This is a genomic window from Kitasatospora sp. NBC_01302, from assembly GCF_035976515.1.
Classification (GTDB): Bacteria; Actinomycetota; Actinomycetes; order Streptomycetales; family Streptomycetaceae; genus Kitasatospora.
This window is the reverse complement of record NZ_CP108404.1, coordinates 5,700,024-5,717,907: the sequence shown is the minus strand read 5'-3', so window position 1 is coordinate 5,717,907 and position 17,884 is coordinate 5,700,024. Positions and strand designations below refer to the sequence as shown.

Sequence of the window (17,884 nt, the reverse complement as noted above, 5' to 3'; positions counted from 1 at the left end):
GCCCGCTACTATCCGGCCGTCCGGAGCCCGCGCGGTGACCGCCGCGCTCCCCGCGCGCAAGAGGCGACAAAGGTGCGCTACCTCACACTCCCGCCCGTCCGCGCGCTCCGGCATGCTGACTCAGGTCCGCGGTGTTACCGAACGGTTGGGAGCCCTCACCGATGTCCGACTCCGTCCTGTACGAGCTCGACGGCGCGCTCGCCGTCATCACCATCAACCGGCCGGACGCGATGAACGCGCTCGACACCCCGACCAAGGTGGCGCTGCGGGACATCGTCACCGAGGCGGCCGGCGACCCCGCGGTGCGCGCGGTGCTGCTGACCGGCGCGGGCGGCAAGGCGTTCTGCGTCGGGCAGGACCTCAAGGAACACCTCGAACTGCTCGGGCGCGCCGAGCAGACCGGCGAGCCGCCGCTGAAGACCGTCGCCGAGCACTACAACCCGCTGGTGCGGGCACTGGCGGGGATGCGCAAGCCGACCGTGGCCGCGGTCGGCGGGGTGGCGGCCGGCGCCGGGGCCTCGCTGGCCTTCGCCTGCGACTTCCGGATCGTCGCCGACAGTGCCGGGTTCAACACCTCGTTCGCGGGCGTGGCGCTGACCGCCGACTCGGGCGCGTCGTGGACGCTGCCCCGGCTGGTCGGGCCGGCCCGGGCCACCGAGCTGCTGATGTTCCCGCGGACGGTCAAGGCCGCCGAGGCGCTCACCCTCGGGCTCGCCACCCAGGTCGTCCCGGCCGCCGAGCTGGCCCAGGCCGCCCACGCGTTCGCCCGGAAGCTGGCGGACGGCCCGACGGTGGCCTACGGCGCGATCAAGGCCGCGGTGGACTTCGGCGCCTCGCACTCGCTGAGCGAGACGCTCGACAAGGAGGACGAGCTGCAGACCCTGGCCGGGGCCAGCGAGGACCACCGGATCGCGGTGCGCGCCTTCCTGGCCAAGGAGCAGCCGAAGTTCCTGGGCCGCTGACCGGTCCCCGAACGCGAACCGGCCCGCTGACGCACGGTCAGCGGGCCGGTCGGCTCTGTCGGATCGGTCGGCTCTGCCGGAGCAGCCGGTCAGCGGGCGTGGCAGCCGGCCAGGTGGTCGTTGACCAGCCCGCAGGCCTGCATCAGCGCGTACGCGGTGGTCGGCCCGACGAACTTGAAGCCGCGCCGCTTCAACTCCTTGGCCAGCGCGGTCGATTCCGGGGTGACGGCGGGGACGTCGGCCAGCGTGCGCGGTGCCGGGCGGGCCGGATCGGGGGCGAATCCCCAGATCAGCGCGTCCAGACCGCCGTCCAGGTCCTGGGCCGCGCGGGCGTTGGCGACCGCCGCCGCGATCTTGAGCCGGTTGCGGATGATCCCGGTGTCCGTCAGCAGCCTGGCCTCGTCCTGCTCGGTGAAGGCCGCGACCCTGGCGATCTCGAAGCCGGCGAAGGCCGCCCGGAACCCCTCGCGGCGGCGCAGGATGGTGATCCAGGAGAGTCCGGACTGGAAGGCCTCCAGGCAGATCCGCTCGAAGAGCGGGTCCTCGCCGTGCACCGGCTTGCCCCACTCGGTGTCGTGGTAGACCCGGTAGTCGTCGGCGGACTCGCCCCACGGGCAGCGCAGCAGGCCGTCCGGGCCGGTCCTGAGGTCGGTCACGCCCGCTCCGCGCGCTCGGGCGCCTCCAGCGTGGCGTCCACCCGCCCGGAGGCGTCCACGGCGGCCTGCACGGGCTCGGGCGCCGCCACGGCGGTGTCCTGGCCGGCGGCGAAGTCCTCCAGGCCGGGCAGCGGCTGCGAACCGGCCTGCTCGGCATCGCCCGCGCGCCCGGCGTCCAGCCCCGCCACGGCCGCCTCCAGCTCGGCGATCCGCGTGTCGCGGTAGGCGAGTTCGGCGCCCAGTCGGTCCAGCACGTCGTCCACCTCGTCCATCCGGTAGCCGCGCACCGCCATCGGCAGCCGGATCTCGTCCACGTCCTGCCGGCTCAGCGGACGCTCCTGCGGCAGCCGGGCCGCGATCCGGTCGTGCACGGCCTCCGGCAGCGAGCCACCGCCGCCCAGTGCCACCAGTGCGGCACCACCGACCACCACGGCCATCGCCACCACGATCACCCAGAACACGAGCTGTCCTCCCGACACGTGAGTATGCGGCCGAGTGAGGGATCATGGTCCCTGGGAAGGCCGGGGCCCCATCATCGCACCAGGGTCCCCCTGGATCGATACCCGGCGATACCAGCGACACCTGCCGGGGACGGCGGAAGGAGCAAGGGTGGCACTGCGCCTTGGACCGCGCGAGTTCGGCGCGGATGAACTGGTCATCATGGCCATCGTCAACCGCACCCCGGACTCCTTCTTCGACCGCGGCGCGACCTTCGCCGACGAGGCCGCGTTCGCCGCCGCCGACCGGGCGATGGCCGAGGGCGCGGCGATCCTGGACATCGGCGGGGTCAAGGCCGGTCCGGGCGAGGAGGTGACGGTCGAGGAGGAGCTGCGCCGCACCGTGCCGTTCGTGGCCGAGCTGCGCAAGCGCCACCCCGGGGCCGTGATCAGCGTGGACACCTGGCGGCACGAGGTGGGCGAGGCGGTCTGCGAGGCCGGCGCCGACCTGCTCAACGACGCCTGGGGCGGGGTCGACCCGCGGCTCGCCGAGGTCGCCGCCCGGCACGGCGTGGGCCTGGTCTGCACGCACGCCGGCGGGGCCGAGCCGCGCACCCGCCCGCACCGGATCGGCTACCCGGACGTGATGGCGGACATCCTGCGGGTCACGGTCGGGCTGGCCGAGCGGGCCGCCGCGCTCGGGGTGCGCCGGGACGCGCTGATCATCGACCCCGGGCACGACTTCGGCAAGAACACCCGGCACTCGCTGGAGGCCACCCGGCGGCTGCCGGAGATGACCGCCACCGGGTTCCCGGTGCTGGTCTCGCTCTCCAACAAGGACTTCGTCGGCGAGACCCTGGACAAGCCGGTCGACCAGCGGCTGCTGGGCACCCTGGCCACCACCGCCGTCTCGGCCTGGCTGGGCGCCCGGATCTACCGGGTGCACCAGGTGGCCGAGACCCGGCAGGTGCTGGACATGGTCGCCTCGATCCAGGGCGTCCGGCCGCCGGCGGTGGCCCGCCGCGGCCTGGCCTGATCCGGGCCCGGGGTCCGATCCCCGGGCCCGGATCAGCGGCCGCCGGACAGGTCCTAGATCTCGCCGTTGGGGCGGCGGCTCTCGGCCAGGATCTTCAGCACCTCGTCCACCTCGTCGGTGACGTGGAACAGTTCGAGGTCCGCCGCCGCGGCCTTGCCCTGGGCGACCAGGGTGTCCCGCAGCCAGGCCACCAGCCCGCTCCAGTAGGCGCTGCCGAAGAGGATCACCGGGAACCTGGTGACCTTCTTCGTCTGCACCAGGGTGAGCGCCTCGAAGAGCTCGTCCAGGGTGCCCAGGCCGCCGGGCAGCACCACGAAGCCCTGCGCGTACTTCACGAACATCGTCTTGCGGACGAAGAAGTAGCGGAAGTTCAGCCCGAGGTCGACGAACTCGTTCAGGCCCTGCTCGTAGGGCAGCTCGATGCCCAGGCCCACGCTCAGCCCGCCGGCCTCGGAGGCGCCGCGGTTGGCCGCCTCCATCGCCCCGGGGCCGCCGCCGGTGATCACCGCGTAGCCGGCCTCGGCCAGCGCCCGGCCGATCGCCACCCCGGCCGCGTACTCGGGCGAGTCGACCGGCGTCCGGGCCGAGCCGAAGACGCTGACCGCGGTCGGGAGTTCGGCGAGCGCGCCGAAGCCCTCGACGAACTCCGAGGTGATCCGCCAGACCCGCCAGGGGTCGGTGTGCAGCCAGTCGGTGGGGCCGGTGGTGTCCAGCAGCCGCTGGTCCGTGGTGCCGGTGCCGACCTGCTCGCGGCGCAGCAGCACCGGGCCCTTCTGCTTCTCCGGCCAGGCCTTCTTGGTCGGCTCCGAATCCGTGAGGTCCGGCTCCACCAGCTCCGGCCCGTGGCCGAAGCGCCGTCCGTCTGCGCCGTCGTGCGCTGATGTCCCTGTCATGACGAAACTGTACGCCTGGCAGGGGTGATTAACGGGGAACCTTTGTCGGGCCGGCAGCTGACGGTACGGCGACGGTCAGGCGGTCAGGCGGTCAGGCGGTCAGCCAGTCGCGCAGCCGGCGCTCGCACTCGGCGATCGCGCTCAGCGAGCAGTGCTCGTCCCGCTTGTGGGCCAGGTTCGGGTCGCCCGGGCCGTAGTTGACGGCGGGCACGCCCAGCGCGCTGAACCGCGCCACGTCCGTCCAGCCGTACTTGGCCCGGGCGCTGCCGCCGGTGGCCGCCAGGAAGGCCTGGGCGGCCGGCTGGGCGAGCCCGGGCAGCGCGCCGGGCGCACTGTCGGTGACCTCGACCCGGAACCCCTGGAACACCTCGCGCACGTGCGCCGCGGCCTCGGCCTCGGTTCGGTCCGGCGCGTAGCGGAAGTTGACGGTCACCACGCACTCGTCCGGGATCACGTTGCCCGCCACCCCGCCCTCGATCCGCACCGCGTTCAGGCCCTCGCGGTACTCCAGGCCGTCGATCTCCACCCGGCGCGGCTGGTAGTCGGCGAGCCGGCCGAGCACCACGGCGGCCTGGTGGATCGCGTTGTCGCCGAGCCAGCTGCGGGCCGAGTGGGCCCTGGTGCCGGTCAGCAGCACCTGGGCCCGCAGGGTGCCCTGGCAGCCGCCCTCGACCATCGCCTCGCTGGGCTCCAGCAGCACCGCGAAGTCCGCGGCCAGCCAGTCGGGGTGCTGGGCGACCAGGTGGCCGAGGCCGTTGCGGGCGGCGTCGACCTCCTCGCAGTCGTAGAAGACGAAGGTCAGGTCGCGGTTGGGGTCGGTCAGGGTGGCGGCCAGCCGCAGCTGGACGGCGACGCCGGACTTCATGTCGGTGGTGCCGCAGCCCCAGAGCAGGTCGCCCTCGACCCGGGAGGGCAGGTTGTCGGCGATCGGCACGGTGTCCAGGTGGCCGGCCAGCAGCACCCGCTCGGAGCGCCCGAAGTCCGTGCGGGCCACCACGTTGTTGCCGTAGCGGTCCACGGTCAGGTGCGGCAGGGTGCGCAGCGCGGCCTCCACCGCGTCGGCCAGCGCCTGCTCGTCCCCGCTGACCGAGGGGATGTCGACCAGTTGCGCGGTGAGCGCACCGCCGTCCAGGCTCAGATCGAGGGCGGTCGGGACGCTGGTGGCGGGCTGGCTGCTCATGGCGCAAGCCTAGTGGGGGCGCCGGGAGCGGCTCCGCGCGGCACGGCCGAGGTGATCGCTTGCGTCCCGACGCAACCAGCACAGACCGCACAGTCGTCCGGTCAGGTGGTGACTGAGTACGGTGTGCGGGACACAAACGCGAGGCGAGAGGGGCCACGGTGGTCATTGAGGAGGGGGCGGCCCGTGGCCGCCGTCGGCGCCGCAGGCCGCTGCGCTGGGTGCTGACGTCGCTGCTGCTGGTCGGGGCGGTGATCGCCGGGCTGGTGCTGTGGAACCGCAACCACCTGGGCGAGAGCGCGGAGCAGTGCGAGGTCACCCAGCCCGGCGGCAAGCCGGTCACGATGGACCTGGACCAGGGCTCCAACGCGGCCACCATCGCGGCGGTGAGCATCTCCCGCGGGCTGCCGGAGCGCGCCCTGACCATCGCGCTGGCCACCGGGATGCAGGAGTCCAAGCTGCACAACCTGGCGGGCGGCGACCGCGACTCGGTGGGCCTGTTCCAGCAGCGGCCCTCCCAGGGCTGGGGCACCGAGCAGCAGATCATGGACCCGGTCTACGCCACCAACAAGTTCCTGGACGCGCTGGTGAAGGTGCAGGGCTACGCGCGGCTGCCGCTCACCGAGGCCGCGCAGGACGTACAGAAGAGCGGCTACCCCGGCGCGTACGCCAAGCACGAGGCCAACGCCACCCTGCTGGCCGAGGCGCTCACCGGCCACACCCAGGCCACCTTCAGCTGCACGGTGAACTCCTTCCCGCAGTCCGACCAGGTCGACACCGGTGCGGCCTCGCCGAGCGGCACGGCGAGCCCGGCCGCCCCGAGCGGGGCGCAGCTGGTGACCCTCCAGGTGCAGCGCGAGTTCGGGCGGGCGGTGGCGGCGAGCCCGGCCACCAGCAGCCCGGCCATCAGCGGGGCCACGACGAGCCCGGCGCTCGCCCTCACCCCCGACCCCGGCCTGAACACCGGCGGGGGCCAGGACGCGCAGCTGCAGAGCGGCTGGGCGGTGGCGCAGTGGGCGGTGGCGCACGCCCAGGAGCTGAGCATCGGCACCGTCGCCTACAACGGCAAGGTGTGGCGGATCGACCGCTCCTCCGGCGGCTGGCAGCCGCTGGCGGGCGCGACCTCGACGACCCAGGTCCTGGTGACCCTCGGGATGCCCTCCGCGAAGCACTGACGCCCGCCCCTCGGGATCGTCAACGCGAATTGACGAACACCGGGCCGTTTGCCCCTCCGGCGAGTGAACATCGGGACGCCGAGTGGACGCGGCCGTCCGGTACGGCGCGCGCCGCGGCCGGTCCGTCCCCGCGCGGGGGCGGACCGGCCGCGCATCCCCGAGCCTTGGCGCGCAACGGAAGTGACGTTCCTTCGGAAGCGCGGCCCGCGGACGAAATGTCCCGGATGCCAGAAAAAAGATCATGCGATCTTTAGGGACTCTTTACCCTCGGTCACCGAAACCTTCTCGCTCCTCAGGCGGTAATCACGGCGTCCGCCCGGCGGACCCGTCGTGTCGTCACCTCTTAGGAGCACCATGTCCCTCCCCCTCTCGCGCCGGATCGCCCAGGCCGCACTCCTGGTCGCGGCCGGCGCGACCCCGCTGATCGCCGCCGGGTCGGCGTCGGCCGCCGAGCTGGTCCCGCACGGCACCGACCTCGGCTCCGGGTTCAGCAAGCTGGACGGCGTCACCAAGACCTCGACCCTGCAGGGGGAGACGCACCAGGCCGGGCAGGCCCTGGGCACCACCGCCGCGGTGCTCGGCCGCACGGCCGTGCCGGCCGCCGCCGACGCCACCGGCATGATGGCGGCCACCGCGCTGCCCCAGACCGACAAGATGGTGGACGAGCTCAACCACCAGGACGGCTCGACCACGGCCGCCAGCGGCCTGCTGACCGAGACCGCCCACAAGCTGGTCCCGCTGGTCGGCGGCTCGCTGCCCGGCGGCGCGACCCGCTCGATGCCCGCGATGCCCGCCTCGCCGCTGTCCGGCACCGGCGCGCTGGCCGCCCCCGGCTCGCTGCCGGGCCCGCCGACCGTGAGCGGGGTGGACAAGGTGGTCAACGCCGACACCGTGAGCAACCCGCTCGGCGCCACCCGCCACCTGCTCGGCCAGGTGCCGGCCACCAGCAGCCTGTCCGCCGCGATGCCGGGCCAGGACCGGCTGGCCGGCGCGCTGCCCAGCTCCGAGGGCCTGGGCAGCGCGCTGCCCGACTCCGGCCACCTGCTCGGCGCGGTGCCCGCCACCCAGCACCTCGGTGAGCACGGCCTGCCCAGCGCCGAGCACCTGACCAGCGGCACCCCGCAGGCCGGCGACCTGGTGCACCCGACCGAGGCCACCGACGCACTGCACCTGGCCCAGCTGAACGGCCAGGCCGGCGAGAGCGCCCACCGGCTGGGCGGCCTGCCCGACCTGGGCAGCGTGCCGAACCTGCTCGGCGGCCTGACCGGGGCGCTGCAGCACACGCCGTCGGTGAGCTGACCGGCCGGCAGCCGCACCTGACGAAACGGGCGGTGGGGACGGTTCTCAACCGTCCCCACCGCCCGTTGTGCTGCCGTCCCGGCCGGGTGTCAGCCGTTCAGCCGCCGCACCGCCGCCGCGACCCGCTCGTCGGTCGCGGTGAACGCGACCCGGACGAACCGCTCGCCCGCGGGCCCGTAGAAGTCGCCGGGCGCCACCAGGATGCCCAGCTCGGCCAGCGCCGCCACGGTGTCCCAGCACGGCTCGTCCCGGGTGGCCCACAGGTACAGGCTGGCCTCGGAGTGCTCGATCCGGAAGCCGTGGGCGGTCAGCGCGTCCCGCAGCGCCGAGCGGCGGGCGGCGTACCGGGACCGCTGCTCGGCCACGTGCGCGTCGTCACCGAGCGCCGCGATGGTGGCCGCCTGGACCGGCGCCGGCACGATCATGCCGCCGTGCTTGCGGATCTCCAGCAGCTCGCGCACCACCACCGGGTCGCCCGCCACGAAGGAGGCGCGGTAGCCAGCCAGGTTGGAGCGCTTGGAGAGCGAGTGCACGGCCAGCAGGCCCTCGTGCGAGCCGCCGCAGACGTCGGCCCGCAGCACCGAGACCGGCTCGGCCTCCCAGCCCAGCTCGAGGTAGCACTCGTCGCTGACCAGCAGCGCCCCGTGCGTCCTGGCCCAGGCCACCGCGCGGCGCAGCTGATCGGCCGTCAGCACCCGCCCGGTGGGGTTCGAGGGCGAGTTGAGCCAGATCAGCCGCACCCGGGCGGGGTCCAGCTCCTCGACGTCCTCGTACTCGACCGGCGTCGCGCCGCACAGGCGGGCGCCGACCTCGTAGGTGGGGTAGGCCAGGCGCGGATAGGCCACCTGATCGCCCGGACCGAGGCCGAGCTGGCCCGGCAGCCAGGCCACCAGTTCCTTGGAGCCGATGGTCGGCAGCACGGCGTCCGGCGCGATCTCGGCGCCGACCCGGTGGCGCAGCCACCCGGCGATCGCCTGCCGCAGCTCGGGCGTCCCCCACACGGTCGGGTAGCCCGGGGTGTCGCTGCTGGCCGCCAGCGCCTTCTGGACCAGCTCGGGGACCGGGTCCACCGGCGTGCCGACCGAGAAGTCGCACAGCCCGTCCGGATGGGCGAGCGCGGTGGCCTTGTACGGCTCCAGCTTGTCCCAGGGGAAGACCGGCAGAAGGTCGGAGACGCGGCGCGCCGCCCCCGGGTGACCCGGGAACGGCGCGCGCGGTTCGTTCGTGCTCACAGGCTCAGTGCTCGCCCTGGTTCTGCGGCGGCAGGGCCGCGATGAACGGGTGGTCCCGCTCGATCAGGCCGAGCTTCGAGGCACCACCGGGCGAACCGAGGTCGTCGAAGAACTCGACGTTCGCCTTGTAGTAGTCCTTCCACTCCTCCGGAGTGTCGTCCTCGTAGAAGATCGCCTCGACCGGGCAGACCGGCTCGCACGCACCACAGTCGACGCACTCATCCGGGTGGATGTAAAGGGAGCGCTCGCCCTCATAGATGCAGTCAACCGGGCATTCTTCGATGCACGCCTTGTCCTTGACGTCGACACAAGGCTGCGCGATGACGTAGGTCACGCTGTCGTTCCTCCTCGGTTGGGCCGGTGCCCAAACTATCTGCTTGCGTGCGCGGGTGAGCGCGGCGTCGTCGATGCCCGCACCTAGTATCGCGGGTCAGAGACTACAAATGCACCGGAGGTTAGCTTGAGTAGCACCCCTATTCCGATCGGTGCCCGCCCCGAGGTCCGGATAGACCGCTCTGACGTGGGACGACGGGTCTCTGTGCGACAGGTCGAGCCGGCGCCCGACCCGGCCACCGGTCGCCCTTCGTTCCGCGATGCGATCGGCGTGCTCACATCCTGGGACGATCATGAGCTGACCGTGGTCACCCGCGACCGCTGCGAGGTGCGGATCCCGCTCGAGCGACTGGTCGCGGGCAAGGCGGTCCCGCTCTTCCCGGCCAGGAACACGCCGCTGCCCGCCACCGGCCCCGTCGAGCTGCAGCGGATCGCCGCGCGCGGCTGGCCCGCCGTGGAGCAGCAGCCGCTCGGCGAGTGGCTGCTGCGCGCCTCGGCCGGCTTCACCCGCCGAGCCAACTCGGTGCAGACCCTCGGCGACCCCGGGCTGCCGCTGCCGCAGGCGCTGGTGCGGGCCCGGCAGTGGTACGGCGAGCGCGGGCTGCCCACCTGGGTCGAACTGGTCACCCCGGGCTCGCCGGCCGAGCTGACCGCGGAGCTGGACCGGCTGGGTGCCCGGTTCGCGCCGACCCTGGTGCGCACCGCGCCGCTGGCCCCGCTCGCCCGGGCCGGCCGCGGCGCGGGCGCGGGCGCGGGGGCGGGGGCGGTCCGGCTGTCGCGCGTCGCCGGCCCCGGGTGGCTGTCGGCCTACCAGCGGGTGGAGGCCGACCCGGCGCTCACCGAGGCCGCCCGCCAGGTGCTGCACGGCGGCCCCTCGGTCTGGTTCGCCACCGTCCCCGACCCGCACGGCGGCGTCCCGTCGGCGATCGGGCGGTGCGTCATCGACGGCCCGTGGGCCTGCTTCGGGGCCGTCGAGGTGCGCCCCGACGCCCGACGGCGGGGGCTTGCGACGGCCGTGATGGCGGCGCTGGCGGCACGCGCCGCCGAGGAGGGCGCGCAGGGCGCCTACCTGCAGGTGGAGGCCGAGAACAGTGGTGCGATCACGCTCTATGACGGACTCGGCTTCACGACGAGTCACACTTACCACTACGCCCGTCTTCCTTAGGGCTCGGCCCTCCACGTAGGTTCCCGCCATGGGAATCCCCTCGCGGGGTCCCCGCCCGTCAGCCGAAAGCCGTCACGCACGAAAGCCAGCGCAGCCACCGTGACCGAGCAGAGCAGAACCCGCTTCCGCGCCGAGGCCAGGTCGGAGCAGCCCGATCCGGTGCTGCTCTGCCTGTTGGCCGCCGCAGAGCACACCCTGGCCGACCCCGGCTACACCGAGGACGGCCGCCTGGAGCCGCCGCCCACCCTGGAGGCGCTGCTGGCGGCCTGTCAGGCCGCCCTGGACCGACACGCGGCCGCGGTGCGGCGCGCGGTCGCCGAGCGCTCCCCCGCCACGCCGGAGGAGACCGCGGCCCTGCTGGCGGCGGTGCTGGGCGGCCGGGAACGTTTCCACGGCCGGCAGTCGGACTACCGGCGGCTGGAGTCCTCGCTGCTGCCCGAGGTGCTGCGGCGCCGGCGCGGCCTGCCGATCATGCTGAGCCTGGTCTGGTCCGCGGTGGCCGCCCGGGCCGGGCTGACGGTGCACGGGATCGCGCTGCCGGGGCACTTCATCGTCGCGGTGGGCGGCCCCGAGCCGGGCGAGGAGTACGTGCTGGCGGACCCCTTCCACGGCGGGCGGCTGCTCAGCTCGCAGGACGCCGCCACCATCGTGCTCGCCGCCGGCCACCGCTTCACCCCCGACCTGCTGACGCCCGCCCAGCCGCTGGACCTCACGCTGCGGGTGCTGGGCAACATCCGCAGCTGGGCCGCCGACCGGCCGGAGCAGGCCAGGGTGCAGCTGTGGGCCACCGAGCTGTCGCTGCTGCTCCCCCGGCACCCGGCCCAGCTGCGCCTGGAACGGGCCGAACTGCTCGTGCGCACCGGCGACTTCCTGGGCGGGGCGGCCGAGATGGAGGACTACGCGCGGATCCTGGACACCTTCGATCCGGAGTCCGCCGCCAAGGTCCGCCAGGAGGCCCGGTCGGCCCGGCACCGCCTCAACTAGGCGGTCGGGCCGGGCCGGTCCGGGGTCACATCCAGCCCTTCTCCTTGGCGATCCGGATCGCCTCGGCGCGGTTGCGGGCGCCGGTCTTCTGGATCGCCATCGACAGGTAGTTGCGCACCGTGCCCTCCGACAGGTGCAGGCGCCGGGCGATCTCGGCGTTCACCGCGCCGTCCGAGGCCGCCCCGAGCACGTCCAGCTCGCGCCCGGTCAGCGGGTTGGCGCCCTCGGCCAGCGCGGCTGCGGCCAGGGTCGGGTCGATCACCCGCTCGCCGCGCAGCACCCGCCGCACCGCCTCGGCGAGTTCGGCCGCCGGGGCGTCCTTGACCAGGAAGGCGTCCGCCCCGCTCTCCATCGCCCGGCGCAGGTAGCCGGGGCGCCCGAAGGTGGTGGCGATCACCACCTTGGTGCCCGGGCAGCGCCGCTTCAGCTCGGCCGCCGCCTCGATCCCCGTCATCCCGGGCATCTCGATGTCCAGCACGGCGACCTGGACGTCGTGCGCGAGCACCGCGTCGACCACCTCGTCCCCCCGCGACACCTGGGCGACGACCTGGATGTCGCCCTCCAGCCCGAGCAGCGCCGCCAGCGCCTCGCGCACCATGCCCTGGTCCTCGGCGAGCAGGACCCTTATCCCTTGCACAGGCGTTCCTGCCCCCGTCTTGTCCGTCATGCGGCCAGCCTAGGCAATATCCGCCCGCCGCCTTCCACCAGGAGTGCGGCGTACTACGCCCAACAGGGTGAAAGCGTGCGTACGCGACTAACTGACCCCATGTCAGATAGTGCATTCTCTTGGACATAACGGGCCATAATCATCGGTCCGCCGGAGAAGGGAATACTTATGCGAATTCGCACCGCCCTGGTCGGCTTTGCCCTCGCTGGCATCGCGGTCGCCGGTACCGCGACCGGCGCCAGCGCCCACAGCATCAGCGGCTCCGAGGCGAAGTACCACAACAACAGCGGCACCGCCATGGCGGGCCGCGGCCAGGCCGGCGCCACCTGGAGCAACGAGGGTGGCTCCGAGGGCAGCTTCGACGCCTCGTCCGACTGATTTCCCCCGCGAGTCCCCCGCGCGGATCTCAATCGTGCGGCCGGGCCGGCCAGGCGCACCTGTGCGCCGCCGTCCCGGCCGTTGCCGTTGACGGGGCCTGAGGCGCCGTCAGGCCACCCGGGCGCCCAGCGGGACCAGGGCCCGGATCCGGAATCCCTTGCCGTGCTGGCCCGGTGAGGTCTCCAGGCGGCCGCCGACCAGCGCGAGCCGCTCGTCGAGGCCGGACAGCCCGTTGCCGGGGCCCGACTTGCCCGGCCCGGCCCCGTTGTCGGTGATCTCCAGGACGGCGTAGCGCCCGCCCTCACCGTCCCAGGTCTCGTCCAGGCCGATCGTGCAGAGGGTGGCGCCCTGCGCGTGCCGGACGATGTTGGTGACCGCCTCGCGCAGCGCCCAGGCGAGCGTCTCGGCCTCCGCCGCGCCGAGCCCCGGCCGGTCCTCGGCCAGTGCGGCGGGCGCCTCCAGGGTCACTCCGACGGTGCTCAGCGCCCGGCGGGCGGCGGAGAGTTCGACCGGCAGGGTGGGCCTGCGGTAGCCCGTGATGGCCGCCCGGACGTCGGTCAGCGACTCGCGCGCCACCTGCTCGATGTCGGTCACCTGGGCCCGCGCCGCCTCCTGCTGGCCGGCCTCCATGAACCGTCCGGCCAGCTCGCTCTTGAGGGTGATCAGCGAGAGCGAGTGACCGAGCAGGTCGTGCATGTCACGGGCCAGCCGCAGCCGCTCCTCGGCCGCCGCCAGGTGCGCCACCGTCTCACGGGCGTCGCGCAGTTCGCGCATCACACCGACCAGGCGCTGCATCCCGATCATCGCGGCGCCGCTGAGGAAGGCCGGCAGGGCCAGCTCCCCGATCGTGCCCAGGTCCTGGGAGAGCGACAGAGCGGTCACCGCCATCGCCCCGGTGACCGTGGCGACCCCGGCGAGCGCCAGCCGCGGCACCAGCACCGCACCGACCGCGACCGCCAGGTAGTTGAACATGACCAGCCAGTCGGTGCCCAGGCCGAGGCTGGTGGCCGGCGCGAGCACCGCCATCACGGCGACCAGCGGGTAACTGCCGCGCCACCGGATGCCCCGCATCGAGCGGAAGAGCACCAGGGTGACGTAGCAGCCCAGGAAGCCGGCCAGGGCGGCCCAGCCGAACGCCTTGGCGGCCGGACCGTGGTGGCTGCCCGTCAGGTCCTTGATCGGGTAGACCAGGTAGAACGCCCACAGCAGCATCCAGCAGAGCTTCACCAGCAGCTGGCGCCGGTTGTCCACCGGACCGCCCGGGACCGCGCCCTTGAACTGCAGCTCGCCGTCCGCGGCGGCCAGCGCCCGCTCGGCGGCGCCGGACGATGAGCCGGCGCCGGACGGTGAGCCGGCGCCGGACGGTGAGCCGGTGGAACGCCCCTGGTCCGCCGCCTCGGACTCGTCCGGGCGGCGGTCCAGCGGTGTTGTCGACATGGCGGCCATCATGCCTGCTTGGTGTCCCTGTGGTACAGCACGGCCGCCCCGGCCACGAAGACCGCCAGGAACCCGGCCAGCCCGGCCGCGGCCGACACGTCGAAGGAGGTGCCGGGGTGCACGAAGCCCGCCAGTTGGTTGTACAGGTAGACCGGGTTGAACCGGGCCACCGACTTCAGCCCGCCGGTGACCGGGAACCAGGTGCCGCCGAAGGCCGCCATCAGCATGTAGACGATCATCACGATCGGCTGCACCGCGCTCGGCTCCGCCGCGTACCCGAGCGCCACGCCCAGGGCCGCGAAGACGAAGCTGCCCACCCAGAGCGCGGCCACCAGGCCCAGCCACTGCCCGGCGTCCAGCCGCACGCCCTCGAAGGCGCCGAGCACGAAGACCACCAGGATCGAGGGCAGCGTGGTCACCGCGCAGGAGCTGATCTTCGCCACCGCGTACGCCCGGCCGGGCAGCGCGGTCAGCCGCAGCTGTCGGGTCCAGCCGCTCTTGCGCTCCAGCGAGATCCGCTGCGCACTGCCGGTGAGCACCGCGCCGACCGCGCCGAAGGTGGCCATCGAGACCATGAAGTAGCTCTTGGCACTGACCCCGGTGGAGACGTTGCCGTTGCTGTAGGCGCTGATGAAGAAGAAGTACATCAGCGACGGGTACAGCACCGTGAAGAAGACGTAGCGCCGGTTGCGCAGCGTGCGCAGGATCTCCAGCTTGATCAGGGTCCTCATCGCGCCTGCTCCGTCCCGCTCAGGGTGCCGTCGTGCTCGTCCTGCTCGTCCTGCTCGCTGGTGATGGTCAGGAAGGCCTGCTCCAGCCCGAGGCTGGTGACCTCCAGACCGCGCGGGTAGCAGCCGGCCCGGTAGAGCCCGGCCACCACCGCGTCGGCGTCGGTGGAGCGGATCCGCACCGTGCGCACCCCGCTCGCCGGGCCGCTGATCTCCAGCGCCACCAGGCTCGGCAGCGCCCGCAGCGCGGACTCCTCGACCTGGCCGTCCGTCGCGTGCAGCTCGAAGCTGACCCGCCGGGCGCCGGCCTTGGCCTTGATCTCGGCGGACGAGCCGTCGGCGATCAGCCGCCCGCGGTGCAGCACCAGCACCCGGTCCGCGATCGAGTCGGCCTCTTCCAGGTAGTGGGTGGCGAAGAGCACCGTGCGGCCCTCCTCGGCCTGCCGGCGCATCGCGCCCCAGAACTGCTGGCGGACCGAGACGTCCATGCCGGTGGTCGGCTCGTCCAGCACGATCAGGTCGTTCTGCCCGGCGATCGCCAGCGCGAAGCGCACCCGCTGCTCCTGGCCGCCGGAGAGCTTGTCCACCCGGCGGTCGGCGATCTCGGTGATGCCCGCGTCCTGCAGCACCTGCTCGACCCGGTGGCCGCGCGGGTGCACGTCACAGGCCAGCTGCACCAGCTCGCGCACCTTGACGTCGGTCATCAGGCCGCCGCTCTGCAGCATCGCGCCCACCCGCCCGGCCGCCACCGCCGCGCGCGGGGTGCCGCCGAACAGGGTGACCTCCCCCTGGTCGGGGTCACGCAGGCCGAGCAGCAGGTCCAGGCTGCTGGACTTGCCCGCGCCGTTGGGACCGAGCAGCGCCACGGTCTGGCCCGGATGGAGCGTCAGGTCGAGCCCGTTCACCGCCTTGACGTGACCGTAGCTCTTGCTGACCCGTCTGAACGCGGCCACTTCCTCGGGCATGGCGGCTCTCCCCGTCGTCTACTGCCGTTGTGCTGACCCGACCAGGATGGCGGAGCGGCGCCGGGCGCGGCAGTGTGCGTCGTCGCGTCCTCGGCATGACGGATGTCATGCCGAGGACGCCCGGGGTCACGGCGTCGGCTTCAGGCCCAGCTTCTCCTTCAGGAAGTCGACCTGGAGCAGCAGCAGGTTCTCCGCCACCTGCTCCTGCGGCGTCATGTGGGTGACGCCGGACAGCGGCAGCACGGTGTGCGGGCGGCCCGCGGCCAGCAGGGCCGAGGAGAGCCGCAGGGTGTGCGCGGCCACCACGTTGTCGTCGGCCAGACCGTGCACGATCATCAGCGGGCGCTCCAGCCGGGCCGCGTCCCCGGTCAGCGAGTTGGCCTCGTAGACCTCCGGGCGCTCGTCGGGGTGGCCCAGGTAGCGCTCGGTGTAGTGGGTGTCGTAGAGCCGCCACTCGGTCACCGGAGCGCCGGCCACCGCCGCGTGGAAGACGTCGGGACGGCGCAGCACGGCCAGCGCCGACAGGTACCCGCCGTAGGACCAGCCACGGATGGCCACCCGGCCCAGGTCCAGCGGGAACTCCTCGGCCAGCGCCTGCAGGGCCTCGACCTGGTCGTCCAGGGTGACGCCGGCGAAGTCGAAGGCGATCGCCTTCTCCCAGGCCGGGCTGCGGCCCGGGGTGCCGCGGCCGTCGGCGACCACCACGGCGAAGCCCTGGTCGGCGAACCACTGCGAGCTGAGGAAGGCGTTGTGGGCCTGCACCACCATCGCGGCGTGCGGGCCGCCGTACGGGTCCATCAGCACCGGCAGCAGGCCGTCGCGCTCCCGGTCGTAGCCGGTCGGCAGCACCACGGCGGCCGGGATCCGGCGCTCCCCGGCCAGCCGGAACTGCGGCCGGGTGGTGAGCACCGGGGTCTGCGCGTACGAGGTGACGGTCAGGAGGCTCTCCCCACCGCGCAGCACCTCGGCCCGGCGGCCCGGGCGGTCCAGGGCCGAGCTGGAGAGCACGGTGACCTCGCCGCCGCGCACCGCGTCCAGTGCCGCGCCCCGGCGCAGCAGGCGCGGGCCCGAGCCGTCCAGCGGGACGGCGTACAGGCCCTGCAGGCCCGGGGTCTGGTCCTCGGCGCCCTCGCCCGCGCTCGCGGTGCACAGGACCTCCCCGGCACCCACCGCCAGCACGGCCCGCAGGTGCAGGGTGTCGTCGGTCAGCTCGACCTGGTCGACGAGGAGCGCGCGGTGGCCGGGCTCGTCGCTGATCCGCACCAGCCGCCCGTCCGGGGTCCAGGCGGGCGCCCCGGGGAACAGCTCCAGCCAGGCCGCGTCACGCTCGGCGAGCAGCTCGCCGGTGGCGCCGGTGGCCGGGTCGACGGTCAGCAGCAGCTGGCTGCGCTGGTCGCGGGCCTGCACCAGGAGCAGCGGCACGCCGCCCGCCGACCAGTGCACCCGGCCCAGGTACGGGTAGGCGGCGCGGTCCCAGACGACCTCGGTGCGGGTGCCGTCCAGGGTGACCAGCCAGAGCGTGACCTCGGCGTTGGGGGTGCCGGCGGCCGGGTAGGCGACCTCGGTGGGCACCGTCGCGGGACTGGCCGGGTCGGCGATCCACCAGCGCTGCACCGGCGCGTCGTCGGCCCGCGCGACCAGCAGCGCATCGCTGCGCGGGGACCACCAGTAGCCGCGGTCCCGGTCCATCTCCTCCTGGGCGATGAACTCCGCCTGACCCCAGGTCACCCCGGCCGCCTCGGGCTCCGCGAGCGCGCGGTCCGCGCTGCCGTCGGCCGCGATCAGGCGCAGCGCGCCCGCGGTGGTCGGGTAGGCGATCCAGCGGCCGTCGGGCGAGGGGCGCGGGTCGAGCAGCGGTCCGGCGGCGGGCAGCTCGCGGGCCGCGCCGGCCACCAGGTCGGCGGTGAAGAGCCGCCCGGAGAGGGCGAAGGCGGCAAGCGTGGCCGCACCGTCCAGCGCGTAGCCGACGATGCCGGCCGAGCCCTCCCGGCTGCGCTCGCGGCGGGCGCGCTCGGCCGGCGAGAGGTCCTCCTCGCCGCCACCGAGCAGCTGCGCGGGGTCGGCGGCGACGGTCTCCGCGCCGGTGGCCGGGTCCAGCGTCCAGAGCAGGTTGGCCCGGTCCTGACCGGTGGAGCGCAGGAAGACGACCCGGGCCCCGTCGGGTGCCACGGCGAACGAACGGGGCTGGCCGACGGTGTAGCGCAGGGTCCGCGCGTACTGCCGGGGGAAGGTGTCCTGAGCGGTGGCTGAGGGAGCTTCAGTGGTCATGGCACCGCACCTTACGGCGTCGACCTGCCGCCGCTCACTCGTTCGGCGCAGCGTCAGGAAGTCGCCCGCACAGCCCCTCGCACCCCTTCCCA

18 protein-coding genes are annotated in these 17,884 nt (G+C 73.8%); 7 read left to right on the top strand and 11 right to left on the bottom strand.

Annotated elements, in window-relative coordinates; genetic code table 11:
- Window positions 1-161: 161 nt before the first annotated feature.
- On the top strand, window positions 162-962 hold the full coding sequence (locus OG294_RS25130; protein WP_327068814.1) for an enoyl-CoA hydratase/isomerase family protein: 801 nt from the start codon (window positions 162-164) through the stop codon (window positions 960-962).
- Between the two features lie 89 nt (window positions 963-1,051).
- Here the strand turns inward: OG294_RS25130 and OG294_RS25125 are convergent, their stop codons facing one another.
- Window positions 1,052-1,618, bottom strand: coding sequence for a DNA-3-methyladenine glycosylase I (locus OG294_RS25125; protein ID WP_327068813.1), 567 nt, complete (start codon window positions 1,616-1,618; stop codon window positions 1,052-1,054).
- Window positions 1,615-2,079: a DivIVA domain-containing protein gene (locus tag OG294_RS25120; RefSeq protein WP_327068812.1), complete on the bottom strand. Its 465-nt coding sequence runs from the start codon at window positions 2,077-2,079 to the stop codon at window positions 1,615-1,617. The genes OG294_RS25125 and OG294_RS25120 overlap by 4 nt, the downstream gene beginning before the upstream one ends.
- Before the next feature lie 199 nt (window positions 2,080-2,278).
- On the opposite strand from OG294_RS25120, the gene folP reads away from it, so the two are divergent.
- On the top strand, window positions 2,279-3,091 hold the full coding sequence (gene folP / locus OG294_RS25115) for a dihydropteroate synthase (RefSeq protein WP_327071650.1): 813 nt from the start codon (window positions 2,279-2,281) through the stop codon (window positions 3,089-3,091).
- A 53-nt stretch (window positions 3,092-3,144) separates the two neighbouring features.
- On the opposite strand, the gene OG294_RS25110 is transcribed toward folP, so the two are convergent.
- Complete coding sequence (locus OG294_RS25110) at window positions 3,145-3,984, bottom strand: TIGR00730 family Rossman fold protein (protein ID WP_327068811.1); 840 nt, start codon at window positions 3,982-3,984, stop codon at window positions 3,145-3,147.
- A gap of 91 nt (window positions 3,985-4,075) precedes the next feature.
- Complete coding sequence (gene dapE, locus OG294_RS25105) at window positions 4,076-5,164, bottom strand: succinyl-diaminopimelate desuccinylase (protein WP_327068810.1); 1,089 nt, start codon at window positions 5,162-5,164, stop codon at window positions 4,076-4,078.
- 158 nt (window positions 5,165-5,322) lie between these two features.
- On the opposite strand from dapE, the gene OG294_RS25100 reads away from it, so the two are divergent.
- Both OG294_RS25100 and OG294_RS25095 read left to right on the top strand, forming a co-directional pair.
- Window positions 5,323-6,336, top strand: a complete 1,014-nt coding sequence (locus OG294_RS25100) for a hypothetical protein (protein ID WP_327068809.1) — start codon at window positions 5,323-5,325, stop codon at window positions 6,334-6,336.
- Window positions 6,337-6,690: 354 nt separating this feature from the next.
- Window positions 6,691-7,635: a hypothetical protein gene (locus tag OG294_RS25095; protein ID WP_327068808.1), complete on the top strand. Its 945-nt coding sequence runs from the start codon at window positions 6,691-6,693 to the stop codon at window positions 7,633-7,635.
- Between the two features lie 89 nt (window positions 7,636-7,724).
- Here the strand turns inward: OG294_RS25095 and dapC are convergent, their stop codons facing one another.
- Both dapC and fdxA read right to left on the bottom strand, forming a co-directional pair.
- Entirely contained in the window at window positions 7,725-8,867 is a 1,143-nt protein-coding gene (gene dapC / locus OG294_RS25090; protein ID WP_442789209.1) for a succinyldiaminopimelate transaminase, read from the bottom strand.
- 4 nt (window positions 8,868-8,871) lie between these two features.
- Window positions 8,872-9,201 carry a ferredoxin gene (fdxA, locus tag OG294_RS25085; RefSeq protein ID WP_184935784.1) on the bottom strand — a complete coding sequence of 110 codons (330 nt, stop codon included), beginning with the start codon at window positions 9,199-9,201 and terminating at the stop codon, window positions 8,872-8,874.
- Between the two features lie 141 nt (window positions 9,202-9,342).
- On the opposite strand from fdxA, the gene OG294_RS25080 reads away from it, so the two are divergent.
- The gene (locus OG294_RS25080) at window positions 9,343-10,365 is read left to right on the top strand and encodes a GNAT family N-acetyltransferase (protein ID WP_442789359.1); all 1,023 of its coding nucleotides are present in this window, start codon (window positions 9,343-9,345) and stop codon (window positions 10,363-10,365) included.
- Between the two features lie 99 nt (window positions 10,366-10,464).
- Complete coding sequence (locus tag OG294_RS25075) at window positions 10,465-11,349, top strand: transglutaminase-like domain-containing protein (protein ID WP_327068806.1); 885 nt, start codon at window positions 10,465-10,467, stop codon at window positions 11,347-11,349.
- 25 nt (window positions 11,350-11,374) lie between these two features.
- On the opposite strand, the gene OG294_RS25070 is transcribed toward OG294_RS25075, so the two are convergent.
- The gene (locus OG294_RS25070; RefSeq protein ID WP_327068805.1) at window positions 11,375-12,016 is read right to left on the bottom strand and encodes a response regulator transcription factor; all 642 of its coding nucleotides are present in this window, start codon (window positions 12,014-12,016) and stop codon (window positions 11,375-11,377) included.
- 168 nt (window positions 12,017-12,184) lie between these two features.
- Between OG294_RS25070 and OG294_RS25065 the strand changes: the two genes are divergently transcribed.
- Complete coding sequence (locus OG294_RS25065) at window positions 12,185-12,394, top strand: hypothetical protein (RefSeq protein WP_327068804.1); 210 nt, start codon at window positions 12,185-12,187, stop codon at window positions 12,392-12,394.
- A gap of 108 nt (window positions 12,395-12,502) precedes the next feature.
- Here the strand turns inward: OG294_RS25065 and OG294_RS25060 are convergent, their stop codons facing one another.
- From OG294_RS25060 to OG294_RS25045, 4 genes are all read right to left on the bottom strand, one after another.
- Entirely contained in the window at window positions 12,503-13,831 is a 1,329-nt protein-coding gene (locus OG294_RS25060) for a sensor histidine kinase (RefSeq protein ID WP_327068803.1), read from the bottom strand.
- 8 nt (window positions 13,832-13,839) lie between these two features.
- On the bottom strand, window positions 13,840-14,562 hold the full coding sequence (locus tag OG294_RS25055; RefSeq protein ID WP_327068802.1) for an ABC transporter permease: 723 nt from the start codon (window positions 14,560-14,562) through the stop codon (window positions 13,840-13,842).
- Window positions 14,559-15,524 (bottom strand): ABC transporter ATP-binding protein, encoded by a 966-nt coding sequence (locus OG294_RS25050; protein WP_327068801.1) that lies wholly within the window; start codon window positions 15,522-15,524, stop codon window positions 14,559-14,561. Before OG294_RS25050 ends, OG294_RS25055 begins: the two co-directional genes overlap by 4 nt.
- 126 nt (window positions 15,525-15,650) lie before the next feature.
- Window positions 15,651-17,792: a S9 family peptidase gene (locus OG294_RS25045; RefSeq protein WP_327068800.1), complete on the bottom strand. Its 2,142-nt coding sequence runs from the start codon at window positions 17,790-17,792 to the stop codon at window positions 15,651-15,653.
- Between the last annotated feature and the right edge of the window lie 92 nt (window positions 17,793-17,884).